At 67.5% G+C, this 19298-nt stretch carries 14 protein-coding genes; 10 read left to right on the top strand and 4 right to left on the bottom strand.

Features of this window, described 5'->3' with window-relative positions; all coding sequences use genetic code 11:
• The first annotated feature begins 57 nt into the window (after positions 1–57).
• Positions 58–1293: a TIGR03862 family flavoprotein gene (locus RQI43_RS22485; RefSeq protein ID WP_311276656.1), complete on the top strand. Its 1236-nt coding sequence runs from the start codon at positions 58–60 to the stop codon at positions 1291–1293.
• Here the strand turns inward: RQI43_RS22485 and RQI43_RS22480 are convergent.
• Positions 1288–2301: a collagen-like protein gene (locus RQI43_RS22480; protein WP_056429023.1), complete on the bottom strand. Its 1014-nt coding sequence runs from the start codon at positions 2299–2301 to the stop codon at positions 1288–1290. The two genes, RQI43_RS22485 and RQI43_RS22480, sit on opposite strands and share 6 nt — an antisense overlap.
• Before the next feature lie 321 nt (positions 2302–2622).
• On the opposite strand from RQI43_RS22480, the gene RQI43_RS22475 reads away from it, so the two are divergent.
• The 3 genes from RQI43_RS22475 (at position 2623) to RQI43_RS22465 (ending at position 8369) form a co-directional block, all read left to right on the top strand.
• Entirely contained in the window at positions 2623–3333 is a 711-nt protein-coding gene (locus RQI43_RS22475) for an ImuA family protein (RefSeq protein ID WP_246748078.1), read from the top strand.
• Positions 3260–4843 carry a DNA polymerase Y family protein gene (locus RQI43_RS22470; RefSeq protein ID WP_311276655.1) on the top strand — a complete coding sequence of 528 codons (1584 nt, stop codon included), beginning with the start codon at positions 3260–3262 and terminating at the stop codon, positions 4841–4843. Before RQI43_RS22475 ends, RQI43_RS22470 begins: the two co-directional genes overlap by 74 nt.
• 157 nt (positions 4844–5000) lie before the next feature.
• A complete protein-coding gene (locus RQI43_RS22465) occupies positions 5001–8369 on the top strand; it encodes an error-prone DNA polymerase (RefSeq protein ID WP_311276654.1) in 3369 nt (1122 codons plus the stop codon).
• Positions 8370–8599: 230 nt separating this feature from the next.
• On the opposite strand, the gene RQI43_RS22460 is transcribed toward RQI43_RS22465, so the two are convergent.
• Together RQI43_RS22460 and ubiG are read right to left on the bottom strand one after the other, a co-directional pair.
• A complete protein-coding gene (locus tag RQI43_RS22460; RefSeq protein WP_311276653.1) occupies positions 8600–9574 on the bottom strand; it encodes an NADPH:quinone oxidoreductase family protein in 975 nt (324 codons plus the stop codon).
• A 104-nt stretch (positions 9575–9678) separates the two neighbouring features.
• Positions 9679–10425, bottom strand: coding sequence for a bifunctional 2-polyprenyl-6-hydroxyphenol methylase/3-demethylubiquinol 3-O-methyltransferase UbiG (gene ubiG, locus RQI43_RS22455; protein ID WP_311276652.1), 747 nt, complete (start codon positions 10423–10425; stop codon positions 9679–9681).
• A gap of 186 nt (positions 10426–10611) precedes the next feature.
• Here ubiG and RQI43_RS22450 point away from each other — a divergent pair, with 186 nt between their 5' ends.
• The 5 genes from RQI43_RS22450 to RQI43_RS22430 all read left to right on the top strand — a co-directional run bounded on the left by RQI43_RS22450 (position 10612) and on the right by RQI43_RS22430 (position 18069).
• Positions 10612–11847, top strand: a complete 1236-nt coding sequence (locus RQI43_RS22450; RefSeq protein ID WP_207413138.1) for an aspartate kinase — start codon at positions 10612–10614, stop codon at positions 11845–11847.
• 72 nt (positions 11848–11919) lie between these two features.
• Complete coding sequence (gene ptsP, locus RQI43_RS22445; RefSeq protein WP_056429002.1) at positions 11920–14184, top strand: phosphoenolpyruvate--protein phosphotransferase; 2265 nt, start codon at positions 11920–11922, stop codon at positions 14182–14184.
• A gap of 88 nt (positions 14185–14272) precedes the next feature.
• Positions 14273–15358 carry a peptide chain release factor 1 gene (gene prfA / locus RQI43_RS22440; RefSeq protein WP_018042072.1) on the top strand — a complete coding sequence of 362 codons (1086 nt, stop codon included), beginning with the start codon at positions 14273–14275 and terminating at the stop codon, positions 15356–15358.
• A 26-nt stretch (positions 15359–15384) separates the two neighbouring features.
• Positions 15385–16290, top strand: coding sequence for a peptide chain release factor N(5)-glutamine methyltransferase (gene prmC / locus RQI43_RS22435; protein WP_405030693.1), 906 nt, complete (start codon positions 15385–15387; stop codon positions 16288–16290).
• A 429-nt stretch (positions 16291–16719) separates the two neighbouring features.
• The gene (locus RQI43_RS22430) at positions 16720–18069 is read left to right on the top strand and encodes a DUF4167 domain-containing protein (protein ID WP_311276650.1); all 1350 of its coding nucleotides are present in this window, start codon (positions 16720–16722) and stop codon (positions 18067–18069) included.
• A 116-nt stretch (positions 18070–18185) separates the two neighbouring features.
• On the opposite strand, the gene RQI43_RS22425 is transcribed toward RQI43_RS22430, so the two are convergent.
• Positions 18186–18800: a hypothetical protein gene (locus tag RQI43_RS22425; RefSeq protein ID WP_405030692.1), complete on the bottom strand. Its 615-nt coding sequence runs from the start codon at positions 18798–18800 to the stop codon at positions 18186–18188.
• A 307-nt stretch (positions 18801–19107) separates the two neighbouring features.
• Here RQI43_RS22425 and RQI43_RS22420 point away from each other — a divergent pair, with 307 nt between their 5' ends.
• A complete protein-coding gene (locus RQI43_RS22420; RefSeq protein ID WP_082470365.1) occupies positions 19108–19272 on the top strand; it encodes a YqaE/Pmp3 family membrane protein in 165 nt (54 codons plus the stop codon).
• The last annotated feature ends 26 nt before the right edge of the window (positions 19273–19298 follow it).

Genomic DNA, 19298 nt, shown 5'->3' with positions numbered 1-19298 from the left:
CCAACAAACCGACCTCCGCCCTTGACAGCCGGGCTCCGCCACGGCCTCCCAACTTTCATGACAGGATTGACGTCACGAGACATCGCGGTGATCGGCGGAGGCCCGGCCGGGCTGGCGGCCGCCGAGATTCTGGCCGAGGCCGGTCACCGTGTCACGATCTACGAGCGGATGCCCTCGGTGGGGCGCAAGTTCCTCATCGCCGGGCGGGGCGGCCTCAACCTCACGCATAGCGAGCCGCTGGAGGCGTTCCACCGCCGCTACCACCCTGCGCATGCGTCTTTCGCGAAGGCGGTCGACGCGTTTCCTCCGCAAGCCTTGCGGGACTGGTGCGAGGGGCTCGGCCAGCCGACCTTCGTCGGGTCGAGCGGTCGTGTATTCCCGAAGAGCTTCAAGGCCTCCCCGCTCCTGCGGGCATGGCTGGGGCGGCTCGATGCGTCCCGCGTCCGCATCCTCACACGGCATCTCTTCCTGGGTTGGGAGGCGGATGGAAGCCTGGCTTTCGAGACCCCGGACGGACGCGTCACGGTGGCCCCCCAGGCGACCCTGATGGCGCTTGGGGGAGCGAGCTGGCCACGGCTCGGCTCGGACGGGGCTTGGGTCCCGCTTCTCACCGGGGCAGGCATCGCCGTCTCGCCGCTCAAACCCGCCAATGTCGGCTTCGGCGTGCCGTGGTCGGACGTGTTCCGCGAACGCTTCGCCGGGACCCCTCTGAAGCGCGTCGTGCTCAGGCTCGGCGACGAGACCGTGCGCGGCGAGGCCATGATCACCACGGACGGGATCGAGGGCGGGGCGGTCTATGCCCTCTCACGCCTCATCCGCGACGCGATCGAGGAACGCGGCGAAGCTCGTCTCGTGCTCGATCTGCGGCCGGACCTCAGCGAGGATGCGCTGATGCGACGCCTCGCGACGCACAAACAGGGCGCCTCCCTCGCCACGCGTCTGCGCAAGGATGCGGGGCTCGACCCCGTGGCGGCGGGAATTTTGCGCGAGGCGGCCGGCCGCGCGCTTCCATCCTCGGCGGGCGATCTCGCGGCCCTGATCAAGGCGGCCCCGTTGCGCTTGCTCGCTCCCCGTCCGATCGACCGGGCGATCTCCACGGCGGGGGGCGTCGCCTTCGAGGCCGTCGATCACCGCTTCATGCTGAAAGCGCGGCCGGGGGTCTTCGTCGCCGGCGAGATGCTGGATTGGGAAGCCCCCACCGGCGGCTACCTGTTGCAGGGAGCCTTTTCCAGCGGTCGCGCGGCGGCCGCCGGAATGATGGACTGGCTCGATGAGGCCGATCCGGAACTATAGACGCGTGCAGAACCCGACCATGCCCTTGGCATCGGACGGGCAGGACGCGCTGGCGCCGCCATTGGCGAAGGACGGGCTGCCCGAGGACAGGCAATAGGCCGAGACGAAGGCCTCGCCACTGGCACAGCTCAACTCGCAGCCGCTTGTCGAACACGTCTCGTTGCGGACGGGACGCAAGCTAGAGTTGGCGGCGCTGGCCGTGATGCCAGCTGCCCCCGGCTCGCCCTGAGGACCGGCAGGCCCCCTGGGACCCGTGTCCCCCTTGGGGCCGACATCGCCTTTTGGCCCAACCTCACCCTTGGGACCGACATCGCCCTTGGGACCAACATCGCCCTTGGGACCGATCGGTCCCTGGGGGCCAGTCTCTCCCTTGAGCCCGGCCTCGCCCTTCGGTCCCGTCTCACCTTTCGGCCCGGCCTCGCCCGCGGGGCCCGCAATCCCCTGCGGTCCGACAAGCCCTGCCATGCCCTGGGGCCCGGTTTCGCCTGCGGGGCCCGCATCGCCCTTGGGGCCGGGCTCGCCCGTGGGTGCGCAATTGGCCACCACCGCCTCCCTCTCGTCTTCACCGGCCTTCAGCGCCGCGACGCAGGTAGCCGGCCGGTAGGGAAGGCGGAACAGGAAACGCCCGCGCGAATCGGCCATCACCGAGATGTCTTCGTCGAGAATGACGACGGTGCCGGCCTTGCGCACGCTGCCCGAGATCCGCAGGTCTCCCCCCTCGATCCGCGCATCGTAAACCTGGATCGGCTGCGACGGCGTCACGACCCGCCTGGTCCTGGCCCTGGGCCCCGGAGCCGCTGCGGCATCTGTCGCCGGGGCGGCGCTCATCCCACGGCCTGGCTGGCCGGGGCTGACCTGGCCTGGCGCCTGCGCGAAGGCGGCCCCAGAGAAGGAGCCCACGAGCAGCATCAGGCCAATCAGCGATTTGCCGAACAGGGAGTTGGCCTTCTGGCTGTTTCCGGTCGGGCGATGGAGGGCCTGGCACTGGGCGGCTTGGTCGAGGCGCATGGGCATTCTCTCCCGGCTGATGCGCCGGGGGTCCGGCACGGCGGAGGGACAATGCCGGGTCCGGCCATGGGGTCAAGTCCACAACGAGGGGCTCGAACGCCCTTCCGATTCTCGGCCGTCCACATTCATCCACAGCCGTCCACAGGGGAAACGGCTGTTTGCATTGGGAAATTTTTCAGACCCCTGAAACCTGTTGAGTGTGTTCTTGTTTTGTTCTTATCGTCTGGCGACGGTGCGGACAGGATGGCTTTGGCTCAACGGACAATGCGCGATGAGGGCGAGACGAACACGGACGAGTTCGCGCGGCGCCGAAAGGTTGCGATGGCCGCCCTGCGCGATCACGGGGGAGGACATTCCGACGCCCTCCGCGTCGAGTCGTTGCCCCTGGGAATCGCGCATATCGATTCGGGGCTTCCCGGCAACGGCCTCACTCTCGGGCGACCGCACGAGATCGCGCCGGAAGCCGAGGGCGACGAGGCGGCGGCCCTGGGCTTCACCCTCGCCCTCGTGGCGCGTCACCTGGCGCGGGTGGAGGGAGAGGCGCTCCTCGTCATCGGCAAGGGCCATCCGACGCCCTACGGCCATGGTCTCGCCGGGCTCGGCCTCGATCCGGGCCGCCTGCTGATCCTAGAGGTGGAGAACGACGCGGATGCCTACCGCGCCGTGGAGGAAGCCCTGCGGTCTCAGGGCCTGAGGGCAGTGGCGGGGCTGGTGGATGCCGGCCTGCCGCTGAAACAGAGCCGGCGGCTGCATCTGGCGGGCGAGGCGGCCTCCCGCCTCCTCCTCGTCCTGCGGCCGCCGCAGGCGGAAAACCCGAACATGGCCGCGACCCGCTGGCGGATCGGGTCGGGGGCGGCCCTGCGGGACCGCTTCGGCTGCATCGAGCGGCCCTGCTGGCGGGCGCGGCTCGACCGCTGCCGCAACGGACGGACCGGGGATTGGCTTCTGGAGTGGGATCATGCCGCGCATCGTTTCGGTCTGGCTGGAGCAGTGGCCGCTGACGCGCCTCAGGCGCGCTCGAACACGGCTTGAACACGCGGCGCCAGAAGCGGCCGCGCCCTCCGTCGTGGCCGCCATCGGCCCGGGGGGCCTGCGCATCACGGCAGTGGATGCCGCTGCCTGGGCCCTGGGCCTGCGCCCAGGAGAGCCCCTGGCGCGAGCCCGAGCGAGGATCGGCCCCGGCATCGCCGTCCACCCCGCCGACCCGGAGGCCGATGCCGCCGCCCTCGCGCGGCTCTGCCTCTGGGCCCGTCGCTACACGCCCGTGGTCGCGCCGTTCGGACCGGCAGAGGGTGCTGCCGGCTTCTTCCTCGACGTGGAGGGGGCGAGCCATCTGTTCGGCGGTGAGGAAGGCCTGATGGCCGACCTTTCCGGTCGCCTGTCGGCCAATGCGATTCCCGCCCGGCTGGCCCTGGCCGACACACCCGCCTGCGCTTTCGCCCATGCCCGCCACGGCGGTTCGGCGAGGCCCGTCATCGTGCCGCCCGGAGACAATGCACCGTCCCTGCGCGAGCTTTTCGTCGCCGCATTGCGGATCGAGTCGTCCATCTCGGACTCGCTGCGTCGCCTCGGCCTGCGCCGGATCGGAGCGTTGGCCGACGCGCCCCGCCCTCCCCTCGCCCGACGCTTCGGCGAGACCCTGCTCCTGCGCCTCGATCAGGCATTGGGGAGGAGGCCCGAACCGCTGGTCTCCCTGGCCGAGCCTGCCGCCTTCGGCGCGAGCCAGGGCTTCCTGGACCCGATCGGACATCAGGCCGGCATCGTCGCCACTGCCATCCGGCTGATGCGGGAGATCGCCCCCCGTCTCGCCGCATCGGGCATGGGCGCGCAATCCCTGCGCTTGAGCCTGCATCGGGTCGACGGCATCGAGAAGACCCTCGATCTCGGCCTGTCGGAACCGACCCTGTGCCCCATCCAGATCGGTCGGCTGCTGGACCTGCGCCTCGACCGGCTCGGCCCGGCCCTCGATGCCGGTTTCGGCTTCGAGACCGTGCGGCTCGACGTGACCGGCATCGGCCGGCTGGAAGCGCGCCAGGACTCCCTCGCTGATACGGGCCTCGATCGACGCGCGGAAGGCAACGGAACCGCCCGCCTCGCCGATGCCCTGCGCCAGCGCATCAGGGCCAGGGTGATAAGGGTGAGCCCACGAGCGAGCCATATCCCCGAACGCGCCGACGCCCTGGAACCGTGGCGGGTGAACCATGTGGCCCTCGACTGGGCCGGGCGGGGGAATGCGCGCCCGGGCGGCCCCGTGCCGTCCCGTCCCCTCGTCCTCTTCCCTCGCAGCGAAATAGCCGACGAGGTGTTCTCGCTGGCCCCCGACGGGCCGCCCCAGCGTTTCCGCTGGCGCCGACGTCTGCACCGAATCGCCCATGCCGAAGGACCGGAGCGCATCGCCGACGCCTGGTGGCACGCCCCCGCACCAGCCCGGGACTATTACGTGGTCGAGGACGAATCCGGCCGGAGGCTCTGGGTCTACCGGGAAGGCTTCCACACGGCGCAGCAGGCCGCACGCTGGTTCGTGCAGGGATTGTTCGCGTGAGGGTTCGGCGCCGCCTCCCCTCCCCCCTCTGCGGGGGAGGGTGGCCCTCGCGTCAGCGAGGGTCGGGAGAGGGGAGCGCCGTATCCGGAGAGGTCGCCCCCTCTCCCGCCTGCTCCGCAGGCACCCTCCCCCGCAAAGGGGGGAGGGTTGGAGACATATGACATCTCTAATCTATGCAAGACTCGCCTATGCCGAATTGGCGGTGACCACGAATTTCTCGTTCCTGCGCGGAGCCTCGCATCCGCAGGAAATGGTGGCGCAGGGTGCCGAATTCGGGTTCCACGCCATCGGCATCGCCGACCGCAACACGCTGTCGGGCGTGGTGCGCGGCCATGCCGAGGCCAAGCGCCGGGAGAAGGCGGGCGAACCGACGATCCGCTACCTGCCGGGGGTCCGCCTCGTCACCGAGGAGGGGTTCGAGGCCGTGGCCTATCCGATGGACCGCGACGGTTACGGACGGCTCTGCCGGTTGCTCACGGACGGCAACCGCCGCTCGGAGAAGGGCGCGTGCCGGTTCGGCATCGCGGAGGTGCTCGCGGCGGCAAGGGGCCAGATCTTCATCGCCATTTCTCCGGAGGATTTTCTGCCTCCCGAGGATTTTCTGCCTTCGGAAAACGGCTCGCCGCCGGACATGGCGGACGAGGCCTTCGCCCGTCACCTCGCCGATCTGGCGGAGGCGGCGCCAGGCCGCGTCTTCCTCGGCGTCAGCCACCGCTACCGTGGCGACGAGCGCCGCCGCCTCGGCCGGCTGGCCGGGTTCGGGAAACGCCTCGGCGCGCCGATGGTGGCGGTGTCGGATGCGCTCTACCACCATCCCGACCGGCGCCCCCTGCAGGATGTCGCCACCTGCATCCGCGAGGGCTGCACCCTGGTCGAGGCCGGCTACCGGCTGGAGGCCAATGCCGAGCGCCATCTGAAGCCACCGGAGGAGATGGCCCGGCTCTTCGCGGACCACCCGGAGGCGATCGCGCGCAGTGTCGAGATCGCGCAAGCCTGCGAGTTCTCGCTGGAAGAGCTGAAATACGAGTATCCCGACGAGACCGTCCCCCCCGGCAGGACGGCCCAGGGGCATCTCGAATACCTGACCCGGCAACGGGCGGAGCTACGCTACCCGGACGGTATCCCGGAGACGGTCGAGACTGCCCTCGCCCACGAATTCGACCTGATCCGCCAGCTCGATTACGCCCGCTACTTCCTCACCATCCACGACATCGTCGAATTCGCCCGGAACCGGGGAATCCTGTGCCAGGGCCGCGGCTCGGCGGCCAATTCCGTGGTCTGCTACTGCCTCGGCATCACCTCGGTGGACCCGACCAAGATCCGGCTGCTCTTCGCCCGCTTCATTTCCGAAAGCCGCGACGAACCGCCCGATATTGACGTCGATTTCGAGCATGAGCGCCGTGAGGAGGTGATCCAGCACCTCTACGATCGCTACGGGCGGGAGCGCGCGGCCATCTGCGCGACGGTGATCCATTACCGGCCCCGCAGCGCGATCCGCGAGGTCGGCAAGGTGCTGGGCCTCACCCCCGACATCACCGGCATGATGGCCGATACGGTGTGGGGCTCATGGGGAGACGGCCTGCCCGACCAGCATATCGTGCAAGCCGGGCTCGACCCCGCCAACCCGGCGATCCGGCAGGCGGTGGACCTCGCGATCCAGCTCATCGGCTTCCCGCGCCACCTGTCCCAGCATGTGGGCGGCTTCGTGCTGACGCGGGGGCGTCTCGACGAGACCGTACCCATCGGCAATGCGGCGATGCCGGACCGCACCTTCATCGAATGGGACAAGGACGACATCGACACGATCGGCCTTCTCAAGGTCGACGTGCTGGCGCTCGGCATGCTGACCTGCCTCCGGCGCGGCCTCGACTTCCTGCGCGAGGATTTCGGCGTCGCCTACGAGACCCTGGCCGACATCCCGCCGGAGCAGCCGGACGTCTACGCGATGCTCTCGAAGGCCGATTCCGTCGGCGTGTTCCAGGTCGAGAGCCGGGCGCAGATGTCGATGCTGCCGCGCCTGAAGCCGAAGGAATTCTACGATCTCGTGGTGCAGGTCGCCATCGTGCGCCCCGGCCCGATCCAGGGCGACATGGTCCATCCCTACCTGCGGCGGCGCTCTGGGGAGGAGGAAGTGGTCTTCCCATCCCCCTCTCCCGAGCATGGACGGAAGGACGAACTCGAGGAGGTGTTGAAGCGGACCTTCGGCGTGCCGCTGTTCCAGGAACACGCCATGCAGATCGCGATCACGGCGGCCGGATTCACGCCGTCTGAAGCCGACGGATTGCGCCGGGCCATGGCGACCTTCCGGCATAACGGGCTGATCGTGAATTTCAGGACCAAGTTCATCGAGGGCATGGTCGGGCGCGGCTATCCACGCGACTTTGCCGAGCGCTGCTTCAAGCAGATCGAGGGATTCTCAACCTACGGCTTTCCCGAGAGCCACGCGGCGAGCTTCGCCCTGCTGGTCTACGCCTCGGCCTGGATGAAATGCCGGCACCCGGACGTCTTCCTCGCCGCGATCCTGAATTCGCAGCCCATGGGATTCTACCAGCCGGCCCAGTTGGTGCGGGATGCCCGCGCCCATGGGGTCGAGGTGCGCGGGCCCGACGTCAATGCCAGCGAATGGGACTGCACCCTGGAACCGGCCTCGGAGCAGCGTGGGCCGGAGCGCCGCTTCGCCGTCCGCATCGGCCTGCGGCAGGTGAGCGGCCTGCCGAAAGCCGCCATGGCCCGGCTCGTGGCCCTGCGCGGCAACGGCTATGCCAGCGTCGAGGGCCTCCAGGCCGCCCTGACGCTGCCCCGCAACGCCCTCGAGCGCCTGGCGGAAGCGGATGCCTTCCGCTCCCTCGACCTCGACCGCCGCGCCGCGCTCTGGGCGGTGCGAGCGCTGGAAGGAACGTCGATGCGGGCCAGCGCCGGGCGGGGCGTCCCCACCGACCGGCGCACCCATCTCCTCGATGCGCCGATGCCGCTCTTCGCCTTTCATGCCGACGATGGGCTGTTCCGGGCCGAGCCCGCGGTGGAGCTGCCCGCCATGGCACTCTCCGAGCATGTGGCGGAGGATTACGTCTCCACCGGCCTCTCGCTCAAAGGCCATCCGGTGGCATTCTTCCGTGCGCGCCTCGCCCGCATCGGCGCGATCCCGGCGGCGGCCCACCACGACCCTTCATGGGCGCAGAATGCCCGCGTCACGGTGGCGGGCCTCGTCCTCACCCGGCAGCGCCCCGGCACCGCCAAGGGCGTGGTGTTCCTGACGCTGGAGGACGAGACCGGCATCTGCAACGTCATCGTCTGGAAGAAGGTGTTCGACGCCAACCGGCGCATCGCCATGAGTGCGCGCTTCCTTGCCGTGCGCGGCCGCATCCAGCGCTCAGGGCTGGTGGTCCATCTCCTGGCCGAGCAGTTTCGCGACCTGACGGAGGAATTGCGGACCCTACGGGAGGGCGGCCTCACCCTCCCGCCGGAAACCACGGATTTCGGCGCCCCGCCCGACCGGCGCGTCTACCGCAGTCGGGATTTCCATTGAGGGGCGGTACACATCCCCTCTCCCCGCTGGCGGCTACCGGATTCACCCATCTGCTTTTGCAGGCAGAGCGCGTCCCTCTCCTCCTTGTGGGGAGAGGTCAGGAGTAGGGGTGGCTCCGCCAGCCTCCGCAAGCTGAGGGTCACCCCACCACCCCCACCTCCAACTCCTCCCCACAAGCTCGACGGATCTTGAGCAGGCACGAGATCCGCTGGGGAGGAGGGCTTGCCCCCTCAGGGCCGCAGCAGGACCTTGCCCACGGCCTCGCGGCGCTTGAGGATGCCGAGCGCGTTCTCGTACTCGCTCATTGGGTAGGTGCCGTGGATCTTGGCCTTGAGGCGCCCCTCCGCCACCCAGGCGAGGAGCTGTTCCTGGTTCGCCCGGTGAGCCTCGGGCTCGCGCTCCACGAACACGCCCCAATGCACGCCCTGGATATCGATGCCCTTCAGGAGGGCGAGGTTGAGGGGGATGCGTGGGATATCGCCGGCCGCGAATCCGACGACGAGGTAGCGTCCCTTCCAGCCGAGCGAGCGTAGCGCAGGCTCGGCGTATTCGCCGCCGATCGGATCGTAGATCACGTCGACGCCCCGTCCCTCGGTGAGCTTCTTCAACCCCTCGCGCAGATTGTCCGCGCTGTAATCGAGGCTCATCTCGGCGCCGTGCGCCTGCGCCACCGCGAGTTTCTCAGGCGAGGAGGCGCAGGCGATCACCTTGGCCCCCATAATTACGCCGAGTTCCACCGCGGCGAGACCGACGCCGCCCGAGGCACCGAGGACCGCCAAGGTCTCGCCGGGCTGGAGCCGCGCGCGATCCCGCAGGGCGTGGAGCGAGGTGCCATAGGTGATGGTGAGGCCGGCGGCCTGCTCGTCGCTCACCGCATCGGGGACGGCGGTGAGATGCCGGGTGCCCACCGCGATGCGCTCGGCGCAGGTGCCGTAGGTGCGGTGGACGATGACGCGGTCGCCGATCCTGAAACCCTCGACGCCCTCCCCGAGGGCCTCGATGATTCCCACGGCCTCACCGCCGGGTGAAAACGGCAGATCGGGCTTCACTTGGTAGCGCCCTGCGATGATGAGCGTATCGAAGAAGTTCAGTGCCGCCAGCGTCACCCGCACCACGGCCTCGCCGGGTCCGGGCATTGGATCCGGCAAGTCGGCGATCGCGAGATCCTCGGGGCCGCCGAGCCTGGTGCAGAGCAAAGCCTTCATGCCGATCCTCCCTTGAGCCGCAGCGCCTTTTGCTTGAGCGCGCTTGCACCGATTGGCGGCAGCAGCGCAAGCGTTCGTCGTCAGCGGCGCTCGTAGAGCCCGGTTCAGGCCGGACGCGAGGCCGCGACCATGTAGTTCACTGCCGTGTCGCGGGCCGGTCGCCAACTCCCGTCGAGGGGATTGAACACGACGCCGGTCGTATCGGTGACGGCGAGGCCGCCGCGCGCGATGGCGCGGGACAATTCCTCCGGCTTCACGAACTTGTTCCAGTCATGGGTTCCGCGCGGCAGCCAGCCGAGAACGTATTCCGCTCCGACGATGGCCAGCGCGAAAGAGCGCATCGTGCGGTTGAGGGTGGCGGCGAACAGGAGACCGCCCGGCTTGACCGCCTGGCAGGCACTCGCGACGAAGGCCGGCATGTCGACCACGTGCTCCACCACCTCCATGATCAGGACGACGTCGAAAAGCTCGCCCGCCGCTACCACCTCCTCGATGGTCTGTGAGCGGTAATCCACCGCCACGCCCTCGGCCTCCGCATGGGATCGCGCCACGGCGATGTTGGTGGGGGCCGGATCGAGCCCGGTGACGCTGGCGCCGAGCCGCGCCAGGGGCTCGGACAGGACGCCGCCGCCGCAGCCGACATCGACGATGGTCAGCCCCTTCAGCGGATAGGGCGCGCGCGGGTCTCGGCCGAAGGTTCTGCAGATCGCGTCGCGGATATAGGCGAGACGCACCGGGTTGAAGCGGTGAAGCACCTTCATCGGCCCGTCCTCGGCCCACCAGGTCGCGGCGATCCCTTCGAAGCGCGCGACTTCCTCGGCGTCGATGGAAGAGGGTGCCGCTGGATTCATTCGCCTGACCTTCCGACTCGGATGCGAGCCATCCCGCCCGCATGCCCGATTGTTGACACGTCCGAAGGGCCCTTGTACCCGCCCAGGCACCGGCCGGTATAGCGGCGGGACACGGCTGCGGCGATTGCCGACAACGTCGTGCCCGCAGCGGGCGGCCAGCCTGGAATGGATCGACGCGGACCCGACATGCCCCGTTTGGTAATGAAGTTCGGCGGCACATCGGTGGCGACCGTGGACCGTATCCGCAACGTGGCGCTCCACGTGGCGCGCGAGATCGAGGCCGGCTACGACGTCGCCGTCGTGGTCTCGGCCATGTCCGGCAAGACCAACGAACTCGTGGCCTGGGTCAAGGACGCCAACCCGCTCTACGACGAGGCGGAATACGACGCCATCGTCGCATCTGGCGAGCTCGTCACCGCTGGTCTCCTCGCCGCGGCGCTTCAGAAGAACGGGATCAAGGCCCGGTCCTGGCAAGGCTGGCAGATCCCGATCGAGACCTCGGACGCCCACGGCTCGGCCCGTATCACCGCCATCGATCCCAAGAATCTCGAGGCAGGCTTCCAACGCGGCGAAGTCGCCGTGATCGCCGGCTTCCAGGGCATCCATACCGAGACCGGCCGCGTGACGACGCTCGGCCGGGGCGGCTCGGATACCAGCGCGGTCGCCATCGCCGCCGCCATCGGCGCGGAGCGTTGCGACATCTATACCGACGTCGACGGCGTCTACACCACCGACCCGCGCGTGGTGCAGAAGGCCAAGCGCATGGAGCGCGTGACCTTCGAAGAGATGCTGGAGATGGCCTCTCTCGGGGCCAAGGTGCTCCAGGTCCGCTCCGTCGAGCTCGCCATGGTCCATCGCGTGCCGACCACGGTGCGCTCCAGCTTCGACCCGCCCGACAACGCCCGCACAGGCACCCTCATCTGCGACGAGGACGACATCGTGGAACAGCAGATCATCACCGGGATCGCCTTCTCGAAGGACGAGGCGCAGATCACCCTTCGCCGCGTCAAGGACAGCCCCGGGATCGCGGCCGCGATCTTCGGACCGCTGGCGGATGCCAACATCAACGTCGACATGATCATCCAGACCGTGTCCGGCGACCAGTCGACCACCGACATGACCTTCACGGTGCCCTCGGCCGATTACGATCGCGCCCGCACGATTCTCGATGCCCAGAGCGGTATCATCGAGTTCGCCCAGATCGAGGGCGCCACCGATGTCGTCAAGGTTTCGGCCATCGGCGTTGGCATGCGCAGCCATGCGGGTGTCGCCGCCAAGGCATTCAGGGCCCTGGCGCAGAAGGGAATCAACATCCGCGCGATCACCACATCGGAGATCAAGTTCTCGGTCCTGATCGACGCGGCCTATACGGAGCTTGCCGTGCGTACGCTCCACTCGCTATACGGCCTCGATCAGGCTTGAGCGCCTGCCCTCTCCGCCGCGCATGAAACTTGCGCGTGCGGAACCGGGGACTGAATTCGGATCGAGGAGACCATGCCTGCTGCGCCCGGAGGACCGCGCCTGCTGCTGCGCCGCCTCCGCGAAGCGATGGCGGAGCCGGTCAGTCCACAAGCTCGCCTCGACCGCATCGTCACCCTCATCGCGGCGAACGTCATCGCCGAGGTCTGCTCGGTCTATGTCCTGAGCGATGACAACACCCTCGAACTGTTTGCCACCGAGGGACTGAACCGTTCGGCCGTCCACCTGACCCGGATGCGGGCCGATGAAGGCCTCGTCGGCCTCATCGCCAAGACCGCCGAGCCGCTCTCGCTATCGGACGCCCAGTCCCACCCCGCTTTCTCGTATCGCCCCGAGACCGGGGAAGAGGCCTATCACGCCTTCCTCGGCGTGCCGCTGTTGCGGGCGGGGAATACGCTCGGCGTCCTCGTGGTGCAGAACCTCACTTACCGGGTCTATTCGGAGGAGGAGATCGAGGCGCTCCAGACGACGGCGATGGTGCTGTCCGAGATGATCGCTTCGGGTGAATTGCAATCCCTGGCCCCAGGTGCGGGCTCGGCCGCGCGCCGCGCCGTGAGCCAGCGCGGTGTCGCGCTCGCCGATGGCATCGGCCTTGGCCACGTGGTGCTGCATGAGCCGCGCATCATCGTGAAGCAGCTCATCGCCGAAAACCTGGAGCGCGAGGTCGAGCGCCTGGAGGAGGCCATCGGAGAAGTCCGCTCGGCCATCGACGATCTCGTGGAGCGCGGCGACAGCATCGGCACCGGCGAATCGCGTGAGGTGCTGGAGACGGTGCGCATGTTCGCGCACGACAAGGGCTGGCTGCGCCGGATGCGCGAGGCGGTCCATTCCGGCCTCACCGCGGAAGCCGCCGTGGAGCGCGTCCAGTCGGACAACCGCGCCCGGATGATGCGTCAGAGCGATCCGTATCTGCGCGACCGCCTGCACGACCTCGACGATCTCGCCAACCGTCTTCTGCGCACGCTGATCGGAACGGAGAGCAACGGCACGCATCGCGAGCTTCCCGAAAACGCGATTCTCGTCGCCCGCTCCATGGGCCCGGCCGCCCTCCTCGACTACGATCGCGCCTCCCTGCGCGGCGTGGTGCTGGAGGAAGGTGGCCCGACGAGCCACATCGCCATCGTCGCCCGGGCGCTCGGCATCCCGGCGGTGGGCGAGATCGCCAATGCCACGGCCCTCTGCGATGCAGGCGACGCCATCATCGTCGATGGTGTCACCGGCGAGATCCAGGTCCGTCCCGGGCCTGAGATCGAGGCGGCTTATGCCGAGCAGGTCCGCCTGCGCGCGCGCCGTCAGGAACAGTACCGGGCGCTCCGCGACCTCCCCGCCGTCACCAGGGACGGGGTCGCCATCGGCCTGCAGCTGAATGCCGGACTGCTGGTCGACCTCACCCATCTCCATGAGACCGGCGCGGAGGGCATCGGCCTGTTCCGCACGGAATTGCAGTTCATGGTGGCGCAGCGGATGCCCTCGGCCGCCGAGCAGCAATCGCTCTACGAAGCGGTGTTCGCCGCCACCGGCGACCTGCCCGTGACGATCCGTACCCTGGATATCGGCGGCGACAAGATCCTGCCCTACATGCCGGCCCTCGAGGAGGAAAACCCGGCTCTCGGCTGGCGCGCCATCCGCATCGGCCTCGACCGCCCCGCCCTGTTGCGGGTGCAGTTGCGCGCGCTGCTGCGGGCGGCGTCCGGCCGGCCTCTCAAGATCATGTTTCCGATGGTGGCGACGGTGGACGAGTTCGTCCGCGCCAAGGCCATCGTCGACCGGGAGAAGGCGCATCTGCGCCGCCACGGCCATATCCTTCCGAGCGATTGCCGCCTCGGCGTGATGGTCGAGGTGCCCTCACTCCTCTTCCAGATCGACGAGATCGCCAAGGTCGCCGACTTCCTGTCGGTGGGCTCGAACGACCTGATGCAGTTCCTCTTCGCGGTGGACCGCGAAAACCGCCGCGTCGCCGACCGGTTCGACACGCTCAGCGTGCCGGCCCTGCGTGCGTTCCGCCTCATCGCCGAGCGGGCGGCTGCCGCCGGCTGCCCCGTCACCATCTGCGGCGAGATCGGCGGCAAGCCCTTGGAGGCGATGGCCCTGATCGGCCTCGGCTTCCGCAACCTGTCGATGTCGCCCGCCGCCATCGGCCCGGTGAAGGCCATGGTTCTCGGAATCGATGCGTCCGCCGTGGCGGCGGTGATCGATGCCGAGATGGAGCGTTCCAGCGACAGCGCTTCCCTGCGGCCGGTCCTGACGGCCTTCGCCAAGGCCCACGGCGTGCCTATCTAGCGAGCGTGACGGCGCTTACGCCGGCAGCTGAGCTTTTCGCACGTCCGTTCGACATTCCCTTTCCACAGTTGAGAGTATCCTCCGGGCGATGACCCCAATTCCTTCAGACCGTCTCGACGCCATTCTGACGCGGCATGACATCGTCACCGCCACGCTCAGCGCAGGTTCGGCCGATTCCGACAGCTTCGTCCAGCTGTCCCGGGAACTCGCCGAACTCGACGGCGTGGTGGCGGCCATCCATGCCTACCGCGCGGCCGCGACGAACCTTGCCGAAATCGAGGCTCTCATCGACGAGCCGGGGGGCGATGCCGAGATGCGTGCGCTCGCCGCCGCCGAAAAGCCCGATGCGGAAGCGGGGCTCGAGGCGGCACACAAGGCGCTCCAGGTCATCCTGCTGCCCAAGGACGCCGCCGACGAGAAGAGCGCCATTCTCGAAATCCGTGCCGGGACCGGTGGCGACGAAGCCGCGCTCTTCGCCGGCGATCTGTTCCGGATGTACGCGAAATACGCGGATCTGAAGGGCTGGAAGGTCGATGTCATCTCCGAGAGCGAAGGCACGGTCGGCGGCTATCGCGAAGTCATCGCCGAGGTGAAGGGCAAGGGCGTCTTCGCCAAGCTGAAATTCGAGAGCGGAGCCCACCGGGTCCAGCGTGTGCCCGATACCGAGGCCCAGGGACGCATTCACACCTCCGCCGCCACCGTAGCGGTCCTACCCGAGGCCGAGGAGGTCGATATCGTCGTCAACGATGCCGATCTGAAGATCGACACGATGCGCTCCCAGGGTGCCGGCGGCCAGCACGTCAACAAGACGGAATCGGCGATCCGCATCACCCATATGCCGAGCGGCATCGTCATCTTCGTCCAGGAAGAGCGCTCGCAGCACAAGAACCGCGCGCGCGCCATGTCGCTCCTGCGGGCCAAGCTCTACGATGCCGAACGGACGGCAAAAGATGCCGTTCGCGCAGCAGACCGCAAGTCACAGGTCGGTTCGGGAGACCGGTCGGAGCGTATCCGCACCTACAATTTCCCACAGGCGCGGGTGACCGACCACCGCATCAACCTCACCCTCTACAAACTGGAAGAGGTTCTCGCGGGTGAAGCGCTGGACGAACTCGTGGATGCCCTCATCACTGAGCACCAGGCCGAACTCATGGCCGCCGAAGGCATGGCGTGACGGAAGATGGTCTGAGTGACTCTCGCGTGACCGGGGGCGGGGCGGATGGAACAGGCATCGACCCATGGCTGTCTCGCTCGCAGGCGCTCAGCCGGATCACGGCGGCTTTCCGCGAGGCCGGGATCGATGGCGGGGCCAGCGATGCCCGATTCCTCTTCCTTCACGTCCTAGGCATCACTCAGACCGAGCTCGTCCTTTCCGGCGCGGAGACTCTGGGCGAGCAGGGCGCCAAGCGGCTCGGCGAGGCAATGCAACGGCGCCTCGCGGGTGAGCCCGTCGCCCGCATCCTCGGCGAGTGGGAGTTTTGGGGTCTTCCCTTCATCCTGAACGCCGCGACCCTGGTTCCCAGGCCCGATACCGAGACGATGGTGGATGCCGCACTGTCGCTTCATGCTACCCGCGACCGGCCCCTACGCCTCCTGGATCTCGGAACCGGATCCGGCTGCATCCTCATTGCGCTCTTGAGCGAATGGACACAGGCATTCGGCGTGGGTGTCGACCGCTCGCACGAAGCGCTCGGTTGCGCCCGTAGCAACGCCCGGATGAACGGTGTGGGACGGCGTGCCGCTTTCCTTGCCGGCGATTGGTGCTCCGCTCTCGGCAAGCCGTTCGACGTCATTCTCTCCAACCCGCCCTACATCCCGAGCGCCACCATTCCGATGCTCTCCCGCGAAGTTCGCTGCCATGATCCCATTGGCGCCCTCGATGGCGGGGAAGATGGCTTGTCCGCCTACAGGAAGATCACCGCGGAGGTGAGCGGGGCGGCGGATGGCCGGCGCCTGCTCGCGCGGGATGGGGCCCTGGTGTTCGAGGTCGGTTACGATCAGGCGGAGGACGTCGTCCGGATCGGCCATGAGGCGGGATTCGCGCAAGGTTCGATCCGGCACGATCTGGCCGGTCACGCCCGCGTCGTCATATTATCGGGCCTTTGACCACCGGAAACCGCGAGAAGGCTCGGAAAAAAAGCTTGTTGTGGGCTTGGGGAGCCGCTAATGTCACAGTCAGGTCGCGAACGGTCCGTTAAGGCGGATCGAGGTAGAAATGTCGGCGGCGTCTAGCACGCGATGTTTTTAGACGATCTCCCCACCATCGAGCCGATACGCACGAGATTCCGTGTGGAAGCTTGATGAACTGAGTTCCAGACATCCGATCGACGCCGAGATGCGAGCGTGGGAATCGGTTGGCCGGACATACGGCGAGCACGGCACAATCGATCGCGGAACCATCGACCGGATCTTACGAGGACAGGAAAGAGCCCGAGCGGGTTCATTCTCCTTCGCTCGTAGCCCCGCCGCATCATCAGACGCTCCGATTTGAACGAGGGTCAATCGAGACCGATGAGACCAAACCAGAATAGACGGATGCGCGGTCGCAACCGCCCCAAAGGTCCCAATCCGCTGACGCGTTCCTACGAGTCCAACGGGCCGGATGTAAAAATCCGCGGGACGGCTCAGCACATCGCGGACAAATACGCCCAGCTGGCGCGTGATGCGCAAGCGAGCGGCGATCCGGTGGCGGCCGAGAATTACTTCCAGCACGGCGAGCATTATTTCCGCATCATCTCCGGTGCCCAGGAGCAGAACCGCCAGCAGAATGGCGGTTACGCCCGCAACGGCTACGATGACGACGAGGATGGCGAAGACGAGGGCCAGGGCACGAGCCAGGGCTATGCCGCCAACGGTTACGGCAACAGTTACGGCGAGGAATACGGCGATCCGGCGCAGCAGCCGCAGCCTCAATCCTACGAGGCGCCACGCCAAGACTCGCGGCAGGATTCCCGGCAAGATTCCCGCCCCGATCACCGCCAGGACTCCCAGTCCGACCAGCGAGGCCCGCGGCGCGACCGCTTCCAGAATCGTAACGACCGCCCCCAACGTTTCGAGAACAATCGGGACGGTCAGCGCCAGGACGGTGGCCGGCAGGACGGGAACCGACAAGACGGTTCGCGCCAAGACGGTTCGCGCTATGAGGGACACCGTAGCGACGGTGGCCGCCAGGAGTATAACCGGCAGGATTCCTTCCGTGGCGAGAATGCCCGGCAGGATAATCCGAGGCAGGACAATCCCCGGCACGAGCAGCCGCGGCAGGATTACGGCCGCCAGGATCAGCCGCGCACGGACTTCAACCGCGCTCAGAACCGCAACGACAGCTCCCGCTACGAAAGCCAGCGCAGCGAGTTCCAGGGCAACGACACCGCGCCGAAGCCGGACCAGGTGTCTCAGGACGTGTCTCGCCAGGAAGCTCCCCGGCAGGAGGCCTATCGCCAGGACAATCCTCGACAGGAGCCTGCGCTTAGAAACGAGCCTGTGAGACAGGATCCACCGCGTCAGGAAAACCAGCGCCAGGAAAACCAGCGCCAGGAGAGCCCGCGCCCGGAATCCTCGCGCAGTGACAGCCGGCGTTCGGAGACGGCTCCGCGCCGTTCCCGCCGCCGCGAGGAACCCGATCTTCGCGCTGAAGACGATGTCAGTGCCTTGCCGGCTTTCCTGACGGCAGCTCCTCGTCCGGCCACTGCACCGGTGGCAGAACGCTTTGTCGAACCCGCTGGCGAAGCGGAGCCGAAACGCGATCTCGCCGGAGAGGTGACGAAGGACGATTCAGCTCCGGCAGCACCGAAGCCGCGTCGTCGCCGTCGTCCTCGCTTCGAGGGACCGGAAGGCTCAGAGGGCGGCAGCACGAACGCCGACGATACACCCTCCACCGTCGAATAGTTCGCGAAGAACCGCGGCCTATTCCAGGCGCGGACAACCGGATGAAGTTTTGCAAAAGCCGCCCTCTCATGTGGGGCGGCTTTTTTCTTGCCGCAGACAAAAGTCTTGCTGCTCTTTCATCCACGCCAATCGCAATAGGCACGGACGTGATGGCGCTGCCTGCGGCGGCGTCTAATCTCTCCGAATGGCGCTATCTCCCAAATCCAGGAATGATCGGAAGGCGGTAAAGCGACGCCGTGGAGAAGATCGAACCGCTCGATGACGCGGCCGTCGCGGTCTTCTGTCAGCTCCTCGGTATCGGTGATGAGGCAGACATGTGCCCGCAGACCCGCCAAACCCCGGAGATGCGTGGCGACGATCTCGGCTCCCAACCCATGGGGAAGCGGAATGCCACGGGACTCGAACCAGTCCACGGGCAGGATCGGCAGTTGTGAGAGTAGATTGGCGGAGACGACGAGATCGACATCGTCGCTGTTGAATACGGCAAGAGGATCGGCATGCCGCTCCCCCTCCCCTCTCAGCCAGTTCGCGCATCCGCTGAGATCCACGATCTGCAGGCTGACATTCGCATGGCGGCGCGCCATCCATCGGGCTGGCCAGGGATGGATCATGTCCACCAGGATCACACGCTCGAAGCGTTCGGCCAAATACGACAAGGGTACATCGTCGAGAAGGCCCGAGCCTAGGATCACGGCGGTGCGACGGCGGACGAGATCCGCACAAGACTGCATGATAGCGGATCGGGCGGCCGCGAGGTGATCCGCCCACGCCAGACGGCAACGGCGCGAACGTGACAGCAGCCGAACGCTCTCACTCAGATATCCGAGCCTCCTCTGCGCGCGCGATGCCGGCGTCGTCAGATAGTGGATGGCCTCGATCAGCATGGATGCCTCACGGCTCGACGAGGGACCTCATCTTGGGCCAAGGATCGAGTTTGTTCGCGGAAGAACACCCATGGGAGTGGAGTTCGCTGGAACTTAAGCGCGGCTGTTACGGTTCATCGAAGTGCAAAAGCACTCCATTGATCAGGGAAGCACCGTGTCGAGCCTTATCCGTATTCTCCTTGCCATTTTTCTCCCGCCGATTGCAGTGCTTCTGACGGTTGGGATTGGCGTGCAGTTCTTCCTGAACATCCTGCTGTGCATTCTGTTCTACCTGCCTGGCTCGATTCACGCGCTTTGGGTTGTGATGCGGTCTCGGTGATTGGTGCTGGGGCGTTGGAGGTTGGG

It is taken from the genome of Methylobacterium sp. WCS2018Hpa-22 (genome assembly GCF_031843785.1).
Lineage (GTDB): Bacteria > Pseudomonadota > Alphaproteobacteria > Rhizobiales > Beijerinckiaceae > Methylobacterium.
This window is presented reverse-complemented; position numbering and strand designations above follow the sequence as displayed.

Coding starts and splice junctions, on each gene's coding strand:
- RQI43_RS22430 (WP_311276650.1), top strand. CDS start 16,720: ATGCGCGGTCGCAACCGCCCCAAAGGTCCCAATCCGCTGACGCGTTCC.
- RQI43_RS22470 (WP_311276655.1), top strand. CDS start 3,260: ATGCCGCGCATCGTTTCGGTCTGGCTGGAGCAGTGGCCGCTGACGCGC.
- RQI43_RS22480 (WP_056429023.1), bottom strand. CDS start 2,301: ATGCGCCTCGACCAAGCCGCCCAGTGCCAGGCCCTCCATCGCCCGACC.
- RQI43_RS22460 (WP_311276653.1), bottom strand. CDS start 9,574: ATGAAGGCTTTGCTCTGCACCAGGCTCGGCGGCCCCGAGGATCTCGCG.
- ptsP (WP_056429002.1), top strand. CDS start 11,920: ATGCCTGCTGCGCCCGGAGGACCGCGCCTGCTGCTGCGCCGCCTCCGC.
- RQI43_RS22450 (WP_207413138.1), top strand. CDS start 10,612: ATGCCCCGTTTGGTAATGAAGTTCGGCGGCACATCGGTGGCGACCGTG.
- RQI43_RS22465 (WP_311276654.1), top strand. CDS start 5,001: ATGACATCTCTAATCTATGCAAGACTCGCCTATGCCGAATTGGCGGTG.
- RQI43_RS22475 (WP_246748078.1), top strand. CDS start 2,623: ATGGCCGCCCTGCGCGATCACGGGGGAGGACATTCCGACGCCCTCCGC.
- RQI43_RS22425 (WP_405030692.1), bottom strand. CDS start 18,800: ATGCAGTCTTGTGCGGATCTCGTCCGCCGTCGCACCGCCGTGATCCTA.
- RQI43_RS22485 (WP_311276656.1), top strand. CDS start 58: ATGACAGGATTGACGTCACGAGACATCGCGGTGATCGGCGGAGGCCCG.
- ubiG (WP_311276652.1), bottom strand. CDS start 10,425: ATGAATCCAGCGGCACCCTCTTCCATCGACGCCGAGGAAGTCGCGCGC.
- prfA (WP_018042072.1), top strand. CDS start 14,273: ATGACCCCAATTCCTTCAGACCGTCTCGACGCCATTCTGACGCGGCAT.